Here is a 19,493-nt window from a genome sequence, read left to right on the forward strand (position 1 = left end):
TACCGTAACAGGGATACCCCCCGGGGTATTCCGGGGCTTCTGGGACAGCGGATGTCCAGGCACCCCTCGGGGTCGGTACGGAGCGCATCCGCCCTACAGCGCCCCCACTGCGTCGGGTACCCGGCGGGGTATCGGGATATCCGCTCGGAGGCTCGCGCTCTCGACACGCACGCAGCGGCCGCGGGACTGTCGACGCCTCCCCGACGCGGACCGGACTACAGTCAACTCCGTACGAGACAATGCCCGTTACCCGCAGACCGCGCGCCCGCCCGCCCCGTTCAAACCCCGTTCCCCCCGTCCGCAGCCCGGCCACTCACCGCCGTACCGCCACCGCCGTACCCCACCACTGCACCGCCCCCGGCACCCTCACCCCGGCCCCTCCCAGACGGAGCCTCCTCCATGACCACACCGCGGGATCTCCAGATCGTCGCCATGATCGTCGCCACGGACGCGGATTCTCCCCGACCCGTGGACCCGGGCGACCTGTCCCTCGCCCTGGCGGGAGCCGAGGTGATCGACCTCCTGCACGCCGAACTCCTCACCCTCGACGGCGACCGCCTCATTCCCGGCGACCGCGACGACGACCCTCACCACGACCGCACCCGCAGGGCGCCGGCCGACCGCCTGCTGGACGCGGCAGCGGCCTCACTCGTCCGGCAGGCACCGTACGAGTCGGTCGAGGACTGGCTGTGGCGCCGGGGCCGCGGACTGTCCGCGGTCTACCGGGCCGCCATGACGGAAGAAGGGCTCATCATGCGGAAGCGCCGTCGCCGCCTTCCGCTCCGCACCGGCCGGACGACGCTGACCGCGTCATCCGCCGCCCGCAGTCACGCGGCCGAACGCTGGGCTTCGGGCGAGCCCGTCCTCGCCGCCCTCGCGGCCGCCGCCGGAATCCGCGACGCACCGGCCGACGATGCGCTGAGCGGGACCGGCGACGCGGTCATGACCGTGCTCGCCGCCGTGAACGAGGCGGTGGTGGAGCTGGAGGCCGTACGGCAGCGGCGTACCGTCGAGCAGGCGGCCTTCGACAACATCTGGCGGGGTGCGTGACGAGAGGCGGGCACCGTTTCCCGCCAGCCCAACCGCCGTCAGAAGACGCCTGTCGCGCCGTTGACGTTGTCCGGGGCCGAGCCGGGGGCGTTGGTGAGGGACTGACGGGCCGCCTGGTGCCCTTTCAACGGTCGCGGACGAAGACGCATGCCGTCACCGCCGTCGTGCGGGTCGAGCGTCCCCGACGGCGATTCGAAGGCGACGAACCGCCGTCGGCCTGCTCCAACGCGGGAACCGGCCGCCTGGGCGACCGGTGACGCCGGTACGGGAGGAAGCACCGAAGGGAACCGCTGGAAAGAACCGTCGTAGGGGGATCTCCGCAAGGGGACGCCGGAGAACCATGGCCGGATCAGCGGGGCGTGGCAGCGCGCGGGGACGGACATGAACAGCGCTCCCCGCCCGGGACGGTTTACTTCCCCGTCAGTTCGGTCGGGCCGCTCCAGTAGGACCTCTCCCAGCGCTTCGCGTCCGGAGTGAACTCGACCTCCATACGGTCGGCGGCGTCCGGCGGCAGGGAGAAGGCGTACTTGCCGACGAGCTCCCTCCCGGGCAGGGCGTAGCCCTTGAGGACCTTCTGCCGCCCGCTGCCGTCGATCACCAGCTCCGTCGAGGCGCCGTCGGCGTCGTTGACGGAGGGCAGCCCGGTCTCGATCTCGACCCGCTCGGTGCCGGTGTTGACCACCGTGATCGTCACCTGGACGGCCTTGTTGCCCTTCGCGTGGCCCAGGACGTAGCCGTCCGGGACGAAGGGCTCCGGCTTGGCGACCGTCACTTTCAGACCGCTTCCGAACGTGTAGGAACCGCCGAACGACAGATGCCGCGCCTTTTCCTTCGCTTCGGCGGAAGACTTGGCCTTCTCCCGGTCGGCCCGGGCACGCGCCCTGTCATCGGCCGACTTCTGCGCCATGGCGAAGACGAAAAAGCCGGCCAGGGTCGCGGTCAGCAGTCCGACTCCGCCCAGGATCACACCGGTCAGCGCCATGCCCCTGCCCCGCGCCCGGCCCCTGCGTACCTGGCCCATCCCGATGAGCCCGAAGACCACGGCCAGCAGCGCCGGGAGCCAGGACATCCAGAACAGGAAGACGGCCAGGCCGAGTACGACGCCGAGGACACCGAGGACCAGAGCCGTGACAGCCATGGCGTTGCTGGGCTGCGGGGCCGGGAACGGCCCCATGGGGTGCGGGCCCATCGGGTGCGGACCCCAGTGGGCGGGGGCCGGTCCGGCTCCGGGGGCCGGTCCGGGTTCGGAGGCCGGCGGCTTCCACGGGTCGCGGTCGTCCGGCGTCGGGGCGATGGGCTGTTCACCGTCAGGCGGGGTGGGAACGGTCACGTACGGTCCTCGAATGGGGTCGAAACAGACAAGCCGTTGAGACTATCAGTCACATCGATCACGAATGTCCGTCAGCTACCTCCACAACGGCTCTGCTCGCGTCTCACTCGCCTGTCGCTCACTTCTCGCTCACCGCACCCCGCAGCGCCTTGGTCCGGAAGCGGCAGTAGGTCTTGGCCGGGTCGGGGTAGTAGTGCCACGGCAGCGCGCCCACGTAGCCGTCCACCTCGCGGAACTGTTCCAGGGCCGCCTCGTGCCGGCCTTGCTGCGTCAGGAAGTAGGCCAGCAGGTGCCGGACCGACGCCACCCTCGGGTCGTCCGGCCGCGCCGCGCCGACGTCCCGCAGCGCGTCGTCGGTCATCCCCATGACCTCGGGCCAGCCGTACGCCTCGGACGGCGCCTCGTCGTCGTTGTGCTCGTACCAGGCGATGAGCCGCAGCACCGTCAGCAGGCTGCCGCGCGGCGCGGCCGCCGCGGCCTGCCCGGCGAAGTCGCGGGCGGTCTCGGCGGAGCCACGCCACTTCGCGCACCAGTACTGCAGCGCGCTCTTGTGCCCTTCGAAGTGGTACGGGGCACGGGAGATGACCTCTCCCCACAGTTCGAGCATCGCTTCGTGCGGAGCGCCCAGACCCATGTACAGCGGGATCTTCTTGACGTACGGCGTGGGGTCGCCGGGCAGCGCCAGGGCCTCCGCCCGCGCGAACGCCTCCCGGGCCTCCCCCAGGACCCGGTGGAACCCTGCGAACTGCTCGGCAGTGGTGTGCTTGGCCTGGTAGGCGCCCCGGATCTCCCAGGCCAGCGCCACCTGCGCGGCCGCGCGGACCACGGCCGCGTCCGGGTCGTCGGGGCGCTCCGCCTCCCAGGCCCGCAGCCAGGTGTCGTCCTCGGCCGCCCGGTCGGCGACGACGCCGACCAGGTGGGAGCGGTGTTCCCAGTCCGTACCCGCGGCACTGATCACCTTGGCGGCGGTCTGCCACTCGCCCCGGCCGAGGGCGGCCGTCACGGCGTCCGCCTCGGGGTCCGGTCGGTAGCGGTCCGTGTCCTGGCGTTCCGGCGGCAGCAGGTCCGCGCCGGCCGCCGCGGCGAGCTTCGTCGTACGTCTCCGCTTCCACAGCCAGGTGCAGAGGGTGATGGTGATGACGATGAGAGGAAGGATTCCGTGCATGGGTTCCAGCGGTCCGATCAAGAGGGTTCTGCCGGGCGGCGTACGTCGGTAGGCAGCTGCCGGCGCAGTGGACAGTTCTTTGGGGCGCGAGACGGGGGGAAGCGGGCGTGGTGTCAGCGTTCGGCCAGGAGGTTGCGCAGCGGCCCGGTGTCCGGGGCGTCCGCGACGGCTGCCCGTACCGCCGCCGCCAACTCGTCCTCCACGTCCCGCTCCTCCGGCAGCCGCAGCCGGGGCCCGGCGGTCCAGGACGGCTCCCAGCGCGCGCCAGCCGCTTCCACGAGGACCAGTTCCGCCAGATGTCGGGCGCCCTCCTCCAGTTCCGGGCGCAGGAATTCGCGCGCTGCCCGGCCACTCGCGCGGGCGGCCTCCGGTGACTTGGGCAAGTGGCCGGCGACCTCCCACAGCCGTCCCGAGTCGGCGGCGTCCAGCAGGGCCGCCAGGTCTTCCGCGGCGCTGCCCGGCGTGATCCCGGCACTCGCCATCGCCGTCCGCAACGGCTGCGCGCCGGCTTCCGCCAGGGTGTGTACGGCCCGGTGGGTCAGGTCCGGCCAGTCGGTGCGTTCCATGGCCAGTGCTTCGGGGGTGAGGACGGCGCTCTCCAGCTCGACCAGCATCCGCTCCGTGTCGCGCAGCAGCGTGAGCGCTGGCCGCGCCGGGGCCGTGTCCTGGCCGCCGTCAGGCAGTGCTTCGATCAGCCGTACCCGTTCGGCCACCGGCGGGTGCGAGTCGTACGGGGACACGTCGCCGGCCGGCAGTTCGCCGCGCAATTCCGCCAAGTCGGTCCGCAGGCTGGGGTCGTCGAGCAGTCGCCGTACGCCGCCGACGACTTCGCCACGTGGCGGGAGCAGGCCCGCCCGGGCGCCCAGGCCGATGTAGCGGCCCACGTAGAAGCCGTGTACGGCGTCGAGGACGGCGATCTCCCGCAGCGCCGAGGCCGTGGCGTCGCGGCCCGCCACACGGGCTGCCACCCGGTCGGCGGCGAGCTCCTGCTGCCGGCCGACGCTCTGCGTGGCCCGCAGGTAGAACCCGGCGTACGACTGGAACGGTCTGGCCACCATCCCGTACAGGAACCGTCTGGCGATCCCTTCGAGTGCCGACCGGACCGCCCGGTCGTCCCCCTCGCGCCGGGGCGCCTGGAAGCCCTGCACCGTCCGCAGCACACTGTCGCGGCCGCGCAGGGTGATGCCCGCGAGGCGGGTGTCGGCGTTGCCGTAGTGGCCGAGTTCGTGGGCGATGACCGAGTGCAGCTGCGGTTCGTTCAGGCCGATCAGCAGCGGTACGCCGAGGTACAGGCGGCGCGGGCCGGACAGCAGGCCGAGCAGACGGGTGCGCTCATGGACGGAGGCGTTCACGTCCTCGGTGAGGAACAGCGCGTCGGGTGCCCGGGTGCCGGTGCGCTCGGCCAGCGAGCGGACGGCGCGCCACAGCCCGGGCTGTTCGGCCTCGGTGACCGCGAGCCCGTGCGTACCGTCCCCGTCACCCGTGCCGAGCGTGCAGACGCCCCGCAGGACCGGCAGGCCCACCAGGACGGCGACGACGGTCACCGCGACCGCGCCCCCGGCCGGTGCCCAGCTCCAGGCGGCGAGGGCGGCGGCGGTGAGCGCGCCGAGTACGGCGAGGGCGAGGACGTAGAAGCCGGCCAGCAGGAACAGTGCGCGCAGGGCGCGCAGAGATGTGCCCACAGGGCAGAGTCCCCCCACAAACAGAAAAACAGAGTGAGAGGATCATATGTGCGACATGGTCATGACCTGAACCGATTTCGCGGTCACCGAACGCCCGCACCCCTGCGGCAGGCGGCGGGCCTGTCCGGGAAGCCGTCCGGCCGGACTCCGGCCCATCAGCCGGCTGGTCGGTCAGCGGCTCACGGCAACGAGGCGCTGCCGCGCCGGGTCCGGGAGACCCAGCAGGCTACTGCCCCGGCTGCCGCTGCCCGAGGAGCCGGAGTACCTGTGGCCAGCTGTCGGCCTTCGCGTGGGCGTCGGCCGCCCGGGTTCCGCCCAGGGGCCGGCCGCCGCCTTCCACCGCGCTGGGCAGGTAGGGGAAGAACGCGGCAGCGTGCCCGGCCTTCGGATAGAGCAGAGCCCGGTGCCTGCGGCCGGCGGCGTTGTGCTCCTGTGCGATGGACCGGGCGGCGGGGAGCGAGGCCCAGAGGCGGTCGTCCCCGCCGCCGATCGCCAGCACGGTGCCCCGGACGCGGTCGAGCGGAATGGGGGTGAGGCGCAGGTCCTTGCCGTGGCGGGTCCACGCGGCGTGTCCCTGTCCGCAGCTGAGGCAGCCGGGGTGGTAAGCGTCCCAGGTGTCGCGGCTGGGCAGGTACGCCACGGCGTCGTGGACCAGGTCCGGGTGGTACTGCGCCAGCATCTGCGCCGCCTCGGACCCACGGGAGACGCCGATCACCGCGAGCCGCCGTGGATCGGCCTGCGGCCGGCCGCGCAGCAGCCGGGCGGCGGTGGCGAAGTACTCCAGGGAGATGCCGTCCAGGTTCTCGGGGCGCCCCTTACAGCCGAAGTAGCAGAGGGCCAGGGCGGGGTGGCCGCGGGAGGCCAGCAGCGCTGCCGCCGTCTCGTTGGCGACTCCGCCTTCCGAGCCGCCCAGGAGCAGGACGGGCGCTCGCCTGGGGCCGTGCGCGGGAGGCAGGAAGAGGCTGCCGCGCACCTTGTCCTCGGAGACGGTGAGGTCCTTGTGCCGTACTCCGGTCCTGGTCCAGGTGCGCGTGAGGTACCGCTCGACCGGCGTACGGCCGCCCGCTGCCACCGTGAGCCGTATCCGGAAGGAACGCGCCGTCTGCGAAGTGTCCGGTATGAACCACGTCGCATCGGGATCGCCCTTGGCGGGTTTCATGGACCACAGCAGCCCCATGCCGTCGGCTCCGCGGTAGGTACCGGCCCGGGGCTTGTCGCGGGTCAGGTCCACGGTTCCGTCAGCATCGGCGGCGAAGACCGCACGCCCCGACCAGGCCACGCCCCGGTGGTCGGTGGCGTGCGTCGTGACCGTCGTCTCCTCACCGGCGGCGAGCCCGCTGATCCGGATGCGCACCGGCTCGTCCGCCAGGGCGGCGGGCTTGTCCAGGTCGATGGCGGCCGTCCGGCCGTCCCGGCGGCCGTCCGGCTCGCTGCCTTCGGTACAGCCCGCGGCCATCAGCAGAGCCAGGAGCGCCGACACCGTACGAACCACAGCCCGACCGCCTGCGCACCTGCCCTCGCCGCTGCTTCTTCCCCCGCCGCCCCGCCTGTTCGGTCCTGGCATCCCAGCAGTGTGGGTGGCGGACGCCGACGGCTGGAAGGGCAAGAACAGACATCGGCCGGGCAGCACCCGGGTCCGGGCGGTGCTCACTTCCAGGCGGTGGCGTCCGTCACGACGATGCAGTACTTGCGCCAACGCCCGGTGCGCGACGCCGTGATGGTCGGCTCCGCGCAGGCCGTGGCCCGGAACGTTTCGCCCACCGACGCCATCGACGTGTACTGGTCCGTGCCGTACTCGACGACGGCGCTACGGGCCGAGCCGTCCTCCACCCGGATGGTCACCACGTCCCCCACCTCAGCGTGGGTGATACGCCCCCACACGGCCCCGCAGCGCTCGCTGTAACGCACGTGCAGCGAGACCGGGTTGTTCTTCGCCGGAAGCCATGTGACCGCATCGGCGGAGCACCCTTCCTTCTGCGGGTCCTTTCCGTCGCATCCGGCCCCCGGGCAGGGGGCCGGAGCGGGCGGCGGTGGCGAGAGCCAGTCCTGCAACGCCCCGGTCAGCAGGACCGGCACCACCCCGCCCACCACGGCCGCCGCCAGTGCCACCAGGAGCGCGTGCGTACTGTGCGCACACAGCCAGCGCCACACACGACGCCCCCGCGACCGGCTCTCCGCACCCTCACCCTCGCCCCCGGAATCGCTCACCCTGCCTCCCGACTCCCTCCGCTGCCCCACCAGCATCGGCGGCCCTGCGGCACACCGTAAGAATGATTCACGCCCCTTGCGGCGCGGGCGGACGGCGCCCAGAAGGGCACAGGCCGGGGTGAGCCGCCACCCGGCTTCCACGCCTGCACCGCCGCGAGCACGTACAGCATCGACTCCCTTTCATCACGCGGGCTCCGGCGCTGTGCAGCGTCTCTCCGCAGGACAAGGTCAGCAGCAGACCGGCGGAGACCGCCTGGCCGGCGCGAGTCGCCCTGGTGGGGAACAGTTCCCGCGGCTCAGGCGCCGATGTGCGCGGCCGGCCGGGGCGTGGCCGCCAGGCGTCGGGATCGTACGGCCAGGATGATCATGACAGCCGGGATCAGGAGGTCGTTGACGAGGACTCCGCCGGTGTTGCCGGGGGCGTGGTCACCGTTGGCGAACCACTGGTAGAGGTGACCGGCCACGGCTCCCCAGAGGAACATCCCACCGCCGAGCCCGATGGTGATGCGCTCCCGCGCAGAAGCCGAGGCGGCCCGGAAGCCCATGACGGCCAGTCCGAGGTTGGCGAAGGCGATCTCGAACATGAAGGGCGTCCGGTCGAAGCCGATCGCCGTTGCCATGACATTCGGGAAGGCGAGGAACGCGACCGTCATCCACAGGCTGCCGCAGCCGAAGGCGCCGATGGCCCACCAGCGCTGCCAGGTTTCCAGCGCCTGCTGGGGTGACCGGGCGTGGCGGGTCCGCACGAAGGCGCCGACGGCCGGTACGAGGATCCAGACCAGTGGGAAGGCGGACCGGGCGAGGTAGGAGAAGTTGTCCATGAGGCATTCTTAATCAGTTAATATTAACCAGTCAATAACCAGGTATAGTGGCAGCCGTGGATGACGGACTTGCAGACCTGCTGCACCGCGTGGTCATGCTGCTGGGCGAGGCGGCCCGGCGGCGCACCGATGCCCCCGACGGCTTGACCTACAGCCAGATACGACTGCTGGGCACGCTGGAGGACATCGAGCCGGCGACGCAGCATCGGCTCGCGCAGGCGCTGTCGGTGTCCGACCCGGCGATCAGCCGGGCGCTACGACCACTCGAAGCGGATGGCCTGGTACAGATCACCGTCGACCCCGGACACGCGCGGCGACGGCTGGTCCGTCTCACCGAAGCCGGCCGGAACGCCTTCCACACCGCCGGAAAGCCGCTCGGCGACGAGTTCCGGGCCCGGCTCGTCGCGGCCGATTTTCCCTACGAGCGCTACCTCGAAGACACCCTTCGGCTGGCCGAGCTCCTCGCATCCGACTGAGAGCGCCTCCACGCGTTCCACTGTTCGGCCACGAGGAGCTGCACATCCGTGTCATCGCCGCATCCGGCGAACGGCTCGCCGCCCACAGGGAGCAGTTGCACGCGTGGGCCGGCCGACACCACGGCCAACGCCGGCCATCCGGCACCCCCAAGCACCTGCGCGATCCTGGGCGTACGCCGGGGGCGCTCTGTGTTCGGTGTGCGCCAAGTGGTGATGTCGCGTTCGACGTACGTCGTTTGCGGTCTGCGGCCGGAAGGTAAAGAGAAGGTATAGCGGCAGGTGAGACAGGTCTTGCCGGACGGGGCGGGTCGGCAGGAAGAGGCAGGCTGGAGGAAACGTGTTCGATCTCAAGGCCGAGGCGGAGATGCGTCTCTTCTCGGAGAAGCTGGCCAGGGAACTCGCCGGGAAGCGAGTCGGCGCTTCGGAGCGTGTGGGCGGTGGGGATGCGGAAGACCCGTCCGCGACCGGGCAGATATCCGGGGATCGGCCGGCCCCCACGGATCCCATGGGTGCGCCGGGTGCGCCGGGTGTGGCGGACATGCCGGGGGCGCCGGATGTGACGGACGCTTCGGCCGCGACCGACGCCCGGCCCGCCGCCCCCTGACCGGCCGCGCGGTCACGTCGTCCCGCGGGTCGGGCGCGGGTGGTCGGACGGCAGGCGGCTGGTGATCGTTTCCTCCTCCGGCCTCGGTGTGGCGGACGGGCCGGGCGGTGTCCGTGACGGGCGGTGCAGGGCGGTGCGTACGCGGTGGGCGGCGGGGTCGGTCCAGCGGGCGGTGAGCGTGCCGAGGACGACCGTGATCAGTACGTAGGCCGTGGCGATGGGGCCGATGCGGGGTTCCGTCGCGGTGGCGAGACCGGCGATGACGATGGAGAACTCGCCGCGCGCCACCAGCGTGCCGCCCGCGCGGAGCCGGCCGCGGGGCCCGATGCCGGCGCGGCGGGCCGCGTACCAGCCGGTGAGGATCTTCGTGGTGGCGGTGACGGCGGCGAGCAGCAGGGCGGGGATCAGGACCGGCGGGATGTCGGCGGGGTTGGTGGACAGGCCGAAGAAGACGAAGAAGACCGCGGCGAACAGGTCGCGCAGCGGAGTCAGGAGGGTACGGGCGCCTTCGGCGACCTCGCCGGACAGCGCGATGCCGACGAGGAACGCGCCGACGGCGGCGGAGACCTGCAGGCGCTGGGCGGCCCCGGCGACGAGCACGGTCAGGCCCAAGACGACCAGCAGGAGCATCTCGGGGTTGTCGGAGGAGACCGCGCGGCTGATCAGCCGGCCGTGGTGCAGGGCGAGGTAGAGAACGGTGGCGGCGGTGGCGAGGGCGACGAGCAGGGTGATGCTGCCGCCGGCGAGTGAGGCCCCGGCCAGCAGGACGGTGAGCAGGGGCAGGTAGACGGCCATGGAGAGGTCTTCGAGGACCAGCAGGCCGAGGATGACGGGGGTCTCGCGGTTGCCGAGGCGGCCGAGGTCGGTGAGGACCTTGGCGACGACACCGGAGGAGGAGATCCAGGTGATGCCCGCGAGGGCGACGGCGGCCACCGGGCCCCAGCCCAGCAGGATCGCGGCTCCTGCTCCGGGCAGCGCGTTGAGGGCGAAGTCGACGGCGCCGGAGGGGTACTGGGTCTTCAGGCTGGTGACGAGTTCGGAGGCGCTGTACTCCAGGCCGAGGAGGAGCAGGAGCAGGATGACGCCGATCTCGGCGCCGACCGCGGTGAAGTCCTCGCTGGCGTCCAGCGGCAGTACTCCGCCCTGCCCGAAGGCGAGTCCGGCCAGCAGGTACAGCGGTATGGGGGAGAGCCCTATACGGCCCGCGAAGCGCCCGATGAGGCCGAGGGCGAGGATGACGGCGCCCAGTTCGATCAGCAGTGCGCTGGTGTCGTGCATGGTCAGCCTCCGGCGACGAGCGCGGCCAGGGTGTCGACGCCCTCGCGGGTACCGACCGCGATGAGGGTGTCACCGATGGCGAGCCGGAAGTCGGGACCCGGGGCGGGGTGGGCGCTGGTGCGGCGCAGGACGGCGACGATCGAGGCTCCGGTGCGGGTACGGGCCCGGGTGTCGCCCAGGGGGCGTCCGCCGTACGGGGAGCGGGCGTCGAGCGGGATGTGCCCGGTGACCAGGTCGAGTCCGTCGGTGGGCACCGCGTCCAGCGGGGAGGGGGTGACGAGGCGGGCCAGTTCCGTGGCCTCGTCCGGCTCCAGCGGGACGGATTCCTGGCAGGCGTCCGGATCGTCTGCCGAGTAGAACCCCAGGAAGCGGCGCCCGTCCTGGTGGACGACGACGGACAGGCGCCGCCCGCCGCGGGTGGTGAAGTCGTACCGGGTGCCGACTCCCGGCAGTGCTGTGCGTCGGGTGCTCATGCCCGCCTCCCGCGTGTCGCCTCGGCGGCCGGTGCCCGCACCGCACGGGATCTCCTTCCTCCCATCATTACAGAGGCGACATCACGCACCGGGGCCGCGATCGGCCGCCGGTCCCGCTGGTTGTGCCGGTCGGTGCCCGGGCCGGTGAGCGGGGCAGCGCCTCACCACTCGACGGGCAGGCTGAGGGGCGACCTGACGGGTGAGGTGTCGTCCCAGCGGATCCGGGCGCTGTCGGATAGCCGAAGCCGCGGGAAGCGGTCCAGCAGTGCCTCCAGGCCGATGTGCAGTTCCGCGCGGGCCAGATGTGAGCCGAAGCAGTTGTGCCTGCCGCGCCCGAAGGCGAGATGGGGGTTCTTCCGCCGGTTCAGGTCCAGTTCGGCGGCCCCGGCCCGGATGGTCGTGCCGTGGAACGGGATGTCCTCGTCGGCCAGGAGGATCACGGGACCGTTCATCACGGGCAGGAAGCGCAGGAATTCCTCGACCGCGACGGGCAGCAGGCCGCGGTCGGCGCGGAGCGCTGCGAGGTCCGCCGGGCGGGTCAGCAGTTGGTGGACCGCGTTGGCGAGGAACATCGTGCTGGTGCGGTAGCCCGCGACGAGGACGGAGAGCCCGAAGACGATCACCTCCTCGGTGCTCAGCTCCCCGGCGTCGCACCGCCGCACGAGGTCGGTGAGCAGGTCGTCGCCCGGCGTCCGGCGCTTGCGTTCGATCAGTTCGGTGAGGTATCCGCGCAGCTGCCCGGCCACCTCCTGCCATTCCTCCTGCGAGATCAGTGCGCCCAGCGCGGCGTCCGCAGGTGCCAGGAAGTCGTGCCGGTCCTCGTAGGGAACACCGGTCAGTTCGCACACCGCGAGCAGCGGAAACGGTTCCGCGAAGCCAGTGACCAGGTCCCCTGATCGGGCCACCGCGTTCGAACTCGTCGAGGAGCCGGTCGGCTTCTCGCCGGATGACCGGCCGGCGGGCGCGGATCGCGCGCAGGCTGAAAGCGTCGGCGACGGCAGCGCGCAGCACTTGGTGGCGCGGTCCGTCCAGCTCCATCATGGTGATCATCTGAGCGGTCGCCGTCCCGTCGGCGGATGCGGGCCAACCGTCCACCGGGGGCCGGCTCAGTCTGTCGTCGGCCAGCAGTTCCCGTACATCGGAGTAGCGGGTGACGAGCCAGCCGGGTGCGCCGACCGGGAGCCGTACCTGCACGACGGGGCACTCGGCGCGGAGCCGCCGGTACTCCGGGGGCGGCCCGACCGAACCGGGCGGCGGGAGGGGCAGGCCGAGTTCCGCCCCGTCCCGGGTCTGGCGTCCTGTTGACGGGCGCGTGCCGTCTGCTGCCGTCATCCGTGCCCCTCCCCTGCACCGGGCCGCGTCCGGATCCGGAACGGTGTGCCGCCGGTCGCCCACAGCCGAGCTGTCGACATGGCGGTACCCAAAGACAGATCCGGCAAAAGCTGCTGGGTGAGCGGTTTCACCTCTATCGATGGCACCACTAAGGTAAGGGTGACCTTACCTCCCTGTCGCCGCCCCGGAGACCGCCCCGATGACCGTCACCGCCCCGCCCTCCGGCACGCCCCGGCACCCGCCCCGGGTACCGCGTCCCTCCCCCGTGCCGCGCGTCACCGACGAGCGGATCGTGCGCCGGGCGGCCGAGATGTCCGGGGCGGAGTTCTGGCGGGCGGTGGAGCGCGCGGGCACGCCGCTGACCGGCCCGGATCCGCAGGGTGCGGCGGACCACACCCTGGTCACGTTCCTGTGGCGCGGCTCCCCCGCCACCCGCGCGGTCCTGGTGACGCCCAACAAGCTCGCCGACCCGCGCGACCCGGCGGGCAACCTCATGGCACACGTTGCCGGTACGGACGTGTGGCACTGGTCGGTACGGATGCGCCGGGACTGGCACGCCACGTACACCCTGTGCGTGGACGAGGGCGGCGGCCCCACCGGCAGCCCCTCCGACGGCCCCGCCGACGCCGCCGCGTACTGGCCGTGGCTCCGCACGCAGCGGCGCACCGACCCGTACAACCCCCGCACGCTCACGAGCCGTTGGGGCGGCGCTCCGGCTTCCTGCGTCGCGCTGTCCGGCGCGCCGGACGGTGCGGAGTGGCGGGAGCGGCCCGGCGTGCCGCGCGGCACGGTCTCGGTGCACACCGTCCGCAGCGCGCTGCTCGGCAACGAGCGCCGGGTGTGGCGGTACGTGCCGGCCGGCGGCGCGCGACCGGGCGCGGAGCTGCCCGTGCTCGTCCTGCTGGACGGGGAGATGTGGCAGCCGGGGCTGGGCGTGGCCACCGCGCTGGACAACCTCGTCGCGGACGGGCGGATCCCGCCGCTGGTCGCGCTGCTGCCGGAGTCACTGGGCGCGGACTCCCGCTGGGCCGAGATGAGCTGTGACCCGCGGTTCGCCGGTTTCCTCGCGGACGAGCTGCTGCCCCGGGCGGGCGCGGACCTGCCGCTGACCGCCGACCCGGCCCGCACCGTCGTGGCGGGCCAGAGTCTGGGTGGTCTGACCGCCGCGTACGCCGCGGTGTCCGCGCCCGGCCGGTTCGGCGCCGTGCTGGCGCAGTCCGGCTCCTTCTGGTGGCCGAACGGTCCGGGTGCCGAGTGGCTGACGGGCAGGATCGCGGCGTCGCCGCGGCTCCCGGTGCGGTTCCGGCTGTCGGCGGGCGAGCAGGAGTGGGTGGCGCTGCCCGCGAACCGGCGGCTGCGCGACACCTTGGTGGCCAAGGGGTACGACGACGCGGTCTACCGTGAGTACAACGGCGGCCACGATTACCTGTGCTGGCGTACGGAGCTGATGGAGGGACTGTGCGACCTGCTCGGCGGCCCAGGAAAGGCCGGGCCCTCGGCCGGGTCCCCGGGCGGGACTTCGGCCAGGACCTCGGCCGGCTGACGCGCCGAGGCCCGGCCGCTCGGGTGCGGCCGGGCCTCGGGTCCGGGTGGCGCCGTCGTGGACGGCTCCGCCTCAGTGGGTACGCGCGAGGCTGATGCGGTGCACCGAGTCGATGCGGTCGTCGCCGGCCGCGGACTTGTCCACGACGTAGGCCGTGCCGCGGCGGACCGTGACGTGGTTCGGGTTGGGGCCGGTGGCCAGGTCGGCCAGGACGGTGCCCTTCTTCGGGTCCACGACGGTGGTGGTGCCGCTGCCGCGGTTGGCGACGAAGACCCGGCCGGAGCGGTGGTCGGTGGCGACGGAGATCGCGCCGGCGCCGGTGGGTACGGTCCGGGTGACGACGCCCTTGCGCAGGTCGACGACGGAGAGGGTGCCGGCGGCCTGGTTGGCCGTGTAGGCGGTGCGGCCGTCGGCGGACAGGCCGATGCCCATGGGGGCGTCGCCGGTGGGGATGAAGCGCGGCTCGGCCTTGTACGGGCTGACCACGATGATCCGGTCGTTGGTGAGGTCGGTGGCGTAGGCGGTGCCGGTACGGGTGTCGACGGCGAGGCCGGCGGTGCCCGCACCCTCGACCTTGACCCGCCTCTTCTCCTTGAAGGTGCGGGTGTCGAACGCGACGACGGAGCCGTCGCCGAAGCCGCTGGCCCAGGCGAGGTCGTGGCGCTTGTCGACGATGATCTCGCGGGCGTGGGCGACGCCCGGCAGGGTGGCGAGGTGCTTGCCGGTGCGCTGGTTGTAGACGGCCACCGAGTTGTTGCGGGTGTTGGTGGTCCACACGGTGTCGTGCTCGTCGTCGACGGCGACGCCGTAGACCGCCTCGACCGCGCCGGTCGCGGGGTCGGTGACCGGCGGCGTGTACGCGGCCTCGGTCTTGAGCGTCTTGGGGTCGACCTTCAGCAGTCTGGACCGGGTGACCGGCGGCCGCCCGACGGCGGTCGTGGTCCACAGGACATGGTGGCGCTCGGAGTAGGCCGACTGGTAGAGGCCGGTGGCCAGTTGGGCGCTGTCGACACGGTAGGACGCCGGGCGGGCGGGCCGGTCGTGCGCGACGGCGGTGCCGGTCGTCGCCAGGGCGCCGGCCGCGGCGACGGCGAGGGCCGTGGTGTTGCGGACGAGGCGGCGGGAAACGGTGCGGGACTGCGGGGGCTTGGTGGCGTGCATGGTCTTCACTCCTCCTGGAGGGCAGGCGAGGGGGATGGGCCGGGGAAGCTCCACCCGACGCCGATTCAAAGGTTAGCTTAGCCTTACCTAAGTTGCACTTGAGGGTCGGTATGCCGGTAGCGGCTGGCCGCCCTTCAACACGCCTACTCCGCCTGGCCCGTTGACCGGTCCAGTTCGGCCAGGCGCCCCGCAACCACCGACGCGATCCCGTCCATCCAGCGCGGCTGCGTCATCTGCGGATGCAGACAGTCCACGTCGTGGTTGGCCAGCGTGCCCTTCACGTACGGCGTCCAGGCGTCCCGCGTCAGCCAGTCCTCGGCGCGCGGGGCGGCGGCGGTGAAGAACAGCACGTCGCCGGCGAACACCCGGTGCTGGTGCTCTCGCATGAGCCGGGCGTTGTTGACGACGATGTCGACGACGGCGGACAGCGTCCGGTCGGACAGCCCGGCCAGTGCGCTGCCCTCACGGCGCAGCGTCTCCAGGACGTCCTCGCGGGTCAGTTCGCCGGTGCGCTCGAAGCCCGCCATCCGCAGCAGGGCGGTCAGCGCGTCGGTCTCCTTGGGTACGGCCTGGTCGCGCCACTGGTCGGAAGGGTAGGCGTCCAGCAGGGCGAGGAATTCCACCTCCTCCCCCGCCTCCTGGAGCCGCACCGCCACGGTGTGGGCGAGGACGCCGCCCACGGACCAGCCGAGCAGCCGGTAGGGGCCGTGCGGTCGGACGGTGCGCAGGTGCCGTACGTAATCGGCGGCCATCTCCTCCATCGTCGCCGGGAGGGGTTCGTCGCGGGCCAGGCCGCGCGCCTGGAGGCCGTACACCGGCTGTGCGGGGCCGAGCCGGGAGAGCAGGCCCGAGTAGCACCAGCTGATGCCGCCCGCCGGGTGCAGCACGAACAGCGGTACGCGGTCGCCGGCCGGGCGCAGCGGCAGCAGGACGTCCAGCGCGTCGCCGCCGGTCCCGTCGCCGTCCAGGCGGGCGGCGAGCGCGGCCGGGGTGCGGTCCTGGAAGAGCGCGCCGATGGCCAGGTGGGTACCGAGCGTGTCCCGGACCCGGGCCATCAGGCGGGCGGCCAGCAGCGAGGTGCCGCCCAGGTCGAAGAACGCGTCGTCCACACCGACCCGGGGCAGGCCCAGCACTTCGGCGAACAGCCGGGTGAGGGTCTCCTCACGGTGGGTGCGCGGGGCGCGGCCCGGTCCCGCCTCGAAGGAGGGGGCCGGGAGCTGTGTGCGGTCCAGCTTGCCGTTGGGGCTGAGCGGGAATTCCGCCAGGGGCATCACGCTGTTGGGCACCATGTGTTCCGGCAGCGTGCGGGCGAGCGCTTCGCGCAGTGCTTCGGGGTCCGGCGGGGCGGCGCCGTCACGGTGCTCGTACGTGACGTAGCCGATCAGCCGCTGGTCGCCGGGCCGGTCCTCGCGTACCACCGCGCAGGCGGCGGCGACGGCGGGCAGGGCGGCCAGCGCCTCCTCTATCTCGCCGAGTTCGACGCGCTGGCCGCGCAGTTTGACCTGGTGGTCGGTGCGGCCGAGGTAGAGCAGTTCGCCGCGGTCGGTCCAGCGGGCGAGGTCGCCGGTGCGGTACATGCGGCTGCCGGCGGGCCCGTACGGATCGGCGGTGAAGCGCGTCGCGGTCAGGCCGGACCGCCTCAGGTAGCCGTCGGCGAGCTGGGTGCCGGCGAGGTACAGCTCGCCGGGGACGCCGGGCGGGCAGGGCCGCAGGGCCGCGTCCAGGACGTACAGACGGGTGTTCCAGACGGGCACCCCGATGGGCACCGGGCCGTCGCCGTCGGGCGCGCACGCGTGGTGCGTGACATCGACGGCCGCCTCCGTGGGGCCGTACAGGTTGTGCAGTCCCACGCCGGGCAGCACCCGTGCGAACTCCCGGGCCGCCTCGCGCGGCAGCGCCTCGCCGCTGCAGAACACCCGGCGCAGACCGGTGCAGTGCGCCGCGTCCGGCTCGGTGAGGAACACCTGGAGCATGGACGGCACGAAGTGGCAGGTGGTGACGGCCTGTTCGCGGATGACGCGGGCCAGGTAGGCGGGGTCCCGGTGGCCGCCGGCCTCGGCGACGACCAGCGTGGCACCCTGGCGCAGCGGCCAGAAGAACTCCCACACGGACACGTCGAAGCCGGAAGGCGTCTTCTGGAGCACCCGGTCGCCCGGCTCCAGGCCGTACTGTCCCTGCATCCAGCGCAGCCGGTTGTCGATGGCCCGGTGGCTGACCACGACGCCCTTGGGGCGGCCGGTGGAGCCGGAGGTGTAGATGACGTACGCGGGGTGGTCCGGGGTGAGCGGGCGGGGCGGGGCGGTGCCGGAGTACGCGTCCAGGTCGAGGCCGTCCAGGGCGACGGCCGGCACCTGCCCGCCGCCGGGCACGCGGCCGTCCCGGTCGGTGACCACGCACACGGGCCGGGCGTCGTCGACCATGTACGCGAGCCGGTCGGCCGGGTAGTCGGGATCCAGCGGCAGGTAGGCGCCGCCTGCCTTGAGGACGGCCAGCAGCGTGAGGACGAGATCGGCGGAGCGCGGTACGGCGACGGCGGCCAGCGTGCCGGGGCGTACGCCCAAGGACGTCAGGTGGCGGGCCAGCCGGTTGGCGCGCGCGTCGAGTTCGGCGTACGTCCACGTCGTGTCCCCGCATACCAGCGCGGTGGCACCGGGTGTGCGGGCGGCCTGCGCCTCGATGGGCCCGATGAGGGTGGTGGGCGGCAGGGTACGGGCGGTGGCGTTGAACTTCTCCAGCACCAGGACCTGTTCGGCCGCCGTGGCGATGCCGTGCTCGCCCTGGGGAGCGTGCGGATCGGCGTGCGCCAGACGGGACAGCAGGTCCAGGAACCGCTCCTGGTGGCGGCCGAGGTCCGTCTCCTCGTAAAGGGCGGGGTTGGCGTCGTAGTCCATGCGCAGGCCGCGGCCGTCGGCGCGGTCGTAGACGTTGACGGTCAGCTCGTCGACGGGGCCGGTGGAGAGGTTGTGCGCGGTGGCCGGGGCGCCCGCGAAGTCCAGGCCGTAGTCGAACGGCATGACGTTGACCAGCGGCCCGACCAGCGCCCGGTCGGCGCCGAGCAGTCCGAGGTCGCGGCGGATGTCCTCGTACCGGTAGCGCTGGTGGCGGCGGGCCGCGCGGATGCCGAGGACGACCTGGCGGGTCAGTTCGGCGAAGGTGGCGCGCGGGTCCGCGGTCAGCCGCAGCGGCAGCACGTTCATGACCATGCCGGGGACGCGCAGCGCCACCGAGCCCATGCGGCCCATCATCGGTAGCCCGAGGACGACCTCCTCCGCGCCGGTGGCCCGGGACAGATACAGCGCCTGGGCGGCGATCAGCACTTCGGGCCAGGTGGCGCGGACCGAGGACGCCAGTTCCTTGAGCCGCTCGGTGCTCTCGGGCCCCAGGCAGGCCGTGCGGCGCAGGTGGGTGCGGGAGGGCAGGGCGGTGCGCCCGGCCAGGTTGACGGCCTCGGGCCGGTCGGCGAACGCCTCGTTCCAGTACCGCCGGTCGGCCTCGTACGGGTCCGAGGCGCGGTACGCGGCGTCGTCGGCGACCAGGTCGGTCAACCGCCCGAAGGGGTCCGGGCCCACGGGCTCGCCGGCCGCGAGCGCCGTGTAGACCTCGGCGGTACGGCGGGCCAGCAGCGAGTAGCCGAAGCCGTCCATGACGATGTGGTGGACGCGCTGGTACCACAGCCAGCGGGCGTCGCCGACCCGGAACAGCGCGTGCGCGAACAGCGGCCCGGCGGCCAGATCGAACGGTTCGGCCAGGTCGGCGCGCATCCAGGCGCGCGCCGCGCCGTCCGGGTCGGCCTCGGTGCGCAGGTCCGCCAGGTGGAACGGCAGCGGCGCCGGGCCGGTGGTCAGGGGAAGCTGGCGGGGCCCTTCGGCGGCCTCGACGATCCGGACGCGCAGCGCGTCGGCCTCGGAGACCACCTGGTGCAGTGCGTCGGAGAACAGCGCCGGGTCCACCGGCCCGTGGATCTCCAGGTACTCCGCGGTGTTCTGCGCGGGGCTCGCCGGGTCCAGGGCCTGGGCGTACCAGAGACCGGTCTGGGCGGCCGTCAGCGGCAGGCCCTCGGAGGTACGGCCGCCGTCGGCGGTACGCGAACCCCCGGCCGTCGGGCGGCCGTCCGCGCCGGTGTCGAGCAGCGCCCTCATGAGCCCGCGCCCAGGATGCGGGCCCACGCCTCGATGGCGGGCTGCTCGGCGAGGTCCACGAAGCCGGCCCGGGTGCCGTGGTCGCGCCGCCATCGTTCCAGGAGCGCCATGATGCGGACCGAGTCCATGCCGTAGTCGACGAGGTTCTCGTCGACGGGGATGTCGGCCGGGTCCTCGCCCAGCACATCGGCGACGTCCGCGCGCAGGTGGTCGATGGTCAGTGCCATGACA

General features: G+C 72.9%; 16 protein-coding genes and 1 pseudogene. 4 read left to right on the plus strand and 13 right to left on the minus strand.

Annotation, left to right across the window (positions count from 1 at the left end; all coding sequences use genetic code 11):
* Positions 1 to 399 precede the first annotated feature (399 nt).
* The gene (locus tag ACZ4Z1_RS19115) at positions 400 to 1,050 is read left to right on the plus strand and encodes a GPP34 family phosphoprotein (RefSeq protein WP_468487753.1); all 651 of its coding nucleotides are present in this window, start codon (positions 400 to 402) and stop codon (positions 1,048 to 1,050) included.
* A 409-nt stretch (positions 1,051 to 1,459) separates the two neighbouring features.
* Here ACZ4Z1_RS19115 and ACZ4Z1_RS19120 read toward each other — a convergent pair whose 3' ends face one another.
* The 7 genes and pseudogenes from ACZ4Z1_RS19120 to ACZ4Z1_RS19150 form a co-directional block, all read right to left on the minus strand.
* Positions 1,460 to 2,380, minus strand: a complete 921-nt coding sequence (locus ACZ4Z1_RS19120) for a DUF4190 domain-containing protein (RefSeq protein ID WP_468487754.1) — start codon at positions 2,378 to 2,380, stop codon at positions 1,460 to 1,462.
* A gap of 118 nt (positions 2,381 to 2,498) precedes the next feature.
* Positions 2,499 to 3,545 (minus strand): hypothetical protein, encoded by a 1,047-nt coding sequence (locus ACZ4Z1_RS19125; RefSeq protein WP_468487755.1) that lies wholly within the window; start codon positions 3,543 to 3,545, stop codon positions 2,499 to 2,501.
* Between the two features lie 113 nt (positions 3,546 to 3,658).
* Positions 3,659 to 5,227: a M48 family metallopeptidase gene (locus tag ACZ4Z1_RS19130; RefSeq protein WP_468487756.1), complete on the minus strand. Its 1,569-nt coding sequence runs from the start codon at positions 5,225 to 5,227 to the stop codon at positions 3,659 to 3,661.
* 226 nt (positions 5,228 to 5,453) lie between these two features.
* Positions 5,454 to 6,707: an acyl-CoA thioesterase/BAAT N-terminal domain-containing protein gene (locus ACZ4Z1_RS19135; RefSeq protein ID WP_468487757.1), complete on the minus strand. Its 1,254-nt coding sequence runs from the start codon at positions 6,705 to 6,707 to the stop codon at positions 5,454 to 5,456.
* Positions 6,708 to 6,874: 167 nt separating this feature from the next.
* Positions 6,875 to 7,435, minus strand: coding sequence for a DUF2690 domain-containing protein (locus tag ACZ4Z1_RS19140; protein WP_468487758.1), 561 nt, complete (start codon positions 7,433 to 7,435; stop codon positions 6,875 to 6,877).
* Positions 7,432 to 7,691 (minus strand): annotated as a pseudogene (locus ACZ4Z1_RS19145) (hypothetical protein); the annotation flags it as partial. The pseudogene ACZ4Z1_RS19145 and the gene ACZ4Z1_RS19140, both read right to left, overlap by 4 nt.
* 40 nt (positions 7,692 to 7,731) lie before the next feature.
* The gene (locus ACZ4Z1_RS19150; protein ID WP_468487759.1) at positions 7,732 to 8,256 is read right to left on the minus strand and encodes a DUF6790 family protein; all 525 of its coding nucleotides are present in this window, start codon (positions 8,254 to 8,256) and stop codon (positions 7,732 to 7,734) included.
* Positions 8,257 to 8,312: 56 nt separating this feature from the next.
* On the opposite strand from ACZ4Z1_RS19150, the gene ACZ4Z1_RS19155 reads away from it, so the two are divergent.
* Both ACZ4Z1_RS19155 and ACZ4Z1_RS19160 read left to right on the plus strand, forming a co-directional pair.
* On the plus strand, positions 8,313 to 8,732 hold the full coding sequence (locus tag ACZ4Z1_RS19155) for a MarR family winged helix-turn-helix transcriptional regulator (protein ID WP_468487760.1): 420 nt from the start codon (positions 8,313 to 8,315) through the stop codon (positions 8,730 to 8,732).
* Between the two features lie 337 nt (positions 8,733 to 9,069).
* The gene (locus ACZ4Z1_RS19160; RefSeq protein WP_468487761.1) at positions 9,070 to 9,336 is read left to right on the plus strand and encodes a hypothetical protein; all 267 of its coding nucleotides are present in this window, start codon (positions 9,070 to 9,072) and stop codon (positions 9,334 to 9,336) included.
* 12 nt (positions 9,337 to 9,348) lie between these two features.
* On the opposite strand, the gene ACZ4Z1_RS19165 is transcribed toward ACZ4Z1_RS19160, so the two are convergent.
* The 3 genes from ACZ4Z1_RS19165 to ACZ4Z1_RS19175 form a co-directional block, all read right to left on the minus strand.
* Positions 9,349 to 10,614 (minus strand): cation:proton antiporter, encoded by a 1,266-nt coding sequence (locus ACZ4Z1_RS19165; protein ID WP_468487762.1) that lies wholly within the window; start codon positions 10,612 to 10,614, stop codon positions 9,349 to 9,351.
* A gap of 2 nt (positions 10,615 to 10,616) precedes the next feature.
* Positions 10,617 to 11,087, minus strand: a complete 471-nt coding sequence (locus ACZ4Z1_RS19170; RefSeq protein ID WP_468487763.1) for a cation:proton antiporter regulatory subunit — start codon at positions 11,085 to 11,087, stop codon at positions 10,617 to 10,619.
* 161 nt (positions 11,088 to 11,248) lie between these two features.
* Positions 11,249 to 11,992 (minus strand): cytochrome P450, encoded by a 744-nt coding sequence (locus tag ACZ4Z1_RS19175; protein WP_468487764.1) that lies wholly within the window; start codon positions 11,990 to 11,992, stop codon positions 11,249 to 11,251.
* Positions 11,993 to 12,618: 626 nt separating this feature from the next.
* Here ACZ4Z1_RS19175 and fes point away from each other — a divergent pair.
* Entirely contained in the window at positions 12,619 to 13,962 is a 1,344-nt protein-coding gene (gene fes, locus ACZ4Z1_RS19180; RefSeq protein ID WP_468487765.1) for an enterochelin esterase, read from the plus strand.
* A 72-nt stretch (positions 13,963 to 14,034) separates the two neighbouring features.
* Here the strand turns inward: fes and ACZ4Z1_RS19185 are convergent, their stop codons facing one another.
* From ACZ4Z1_RS19185 to ACZ4Z1_RS19195, 3 genes are all read right to left on the minus strand, one after another.
* Positions 14,035 to 15,123 (minus strand): YncE family protein, encoded by a 1,089-nt coding sequence (locus ACZ4Z1_RS19185; protein WP_468487766.1) that lies wholly within the window; start codon positions 15,121 to 15,123, stop codon positions 14,035 to 14,037.
* A 143-nt stretch (positions 15,124 to 15,266) separates the two neighbouring features.
* Positions 15,267 to 19,262 (minus strand): amino acid adenylation domain-containing protein, encoded by a 3,996-nt coding sequence (locus ACZ4Z1_RS19190; protein ID WP_468487767.1) that lies wholly within the window; start codon positions 19,260 to 19,262, stop codon positions 15,267 to 15,269.
* A complete protein-coding gene (locus ACZ4Z1_RS19195) occupies positions 19,259 to 19,489 on the minus strand; it encodes a phosphopantetheine-binding protein (RefSeq protein ID WP_468487768.1) in 231 nt (76 codons plus the stop codon). Before ACZ4Z1_RS19195 ends, ACZ4Z1_RS19190 begins: the two co-directional genes overlap by 4 nt.
* Positions 19,490 to 19,493: the final 4 nt, after the last annotated feature.

Source organism: Streptomyces sp. NPDC030165, from assembly GCF_055573595.1.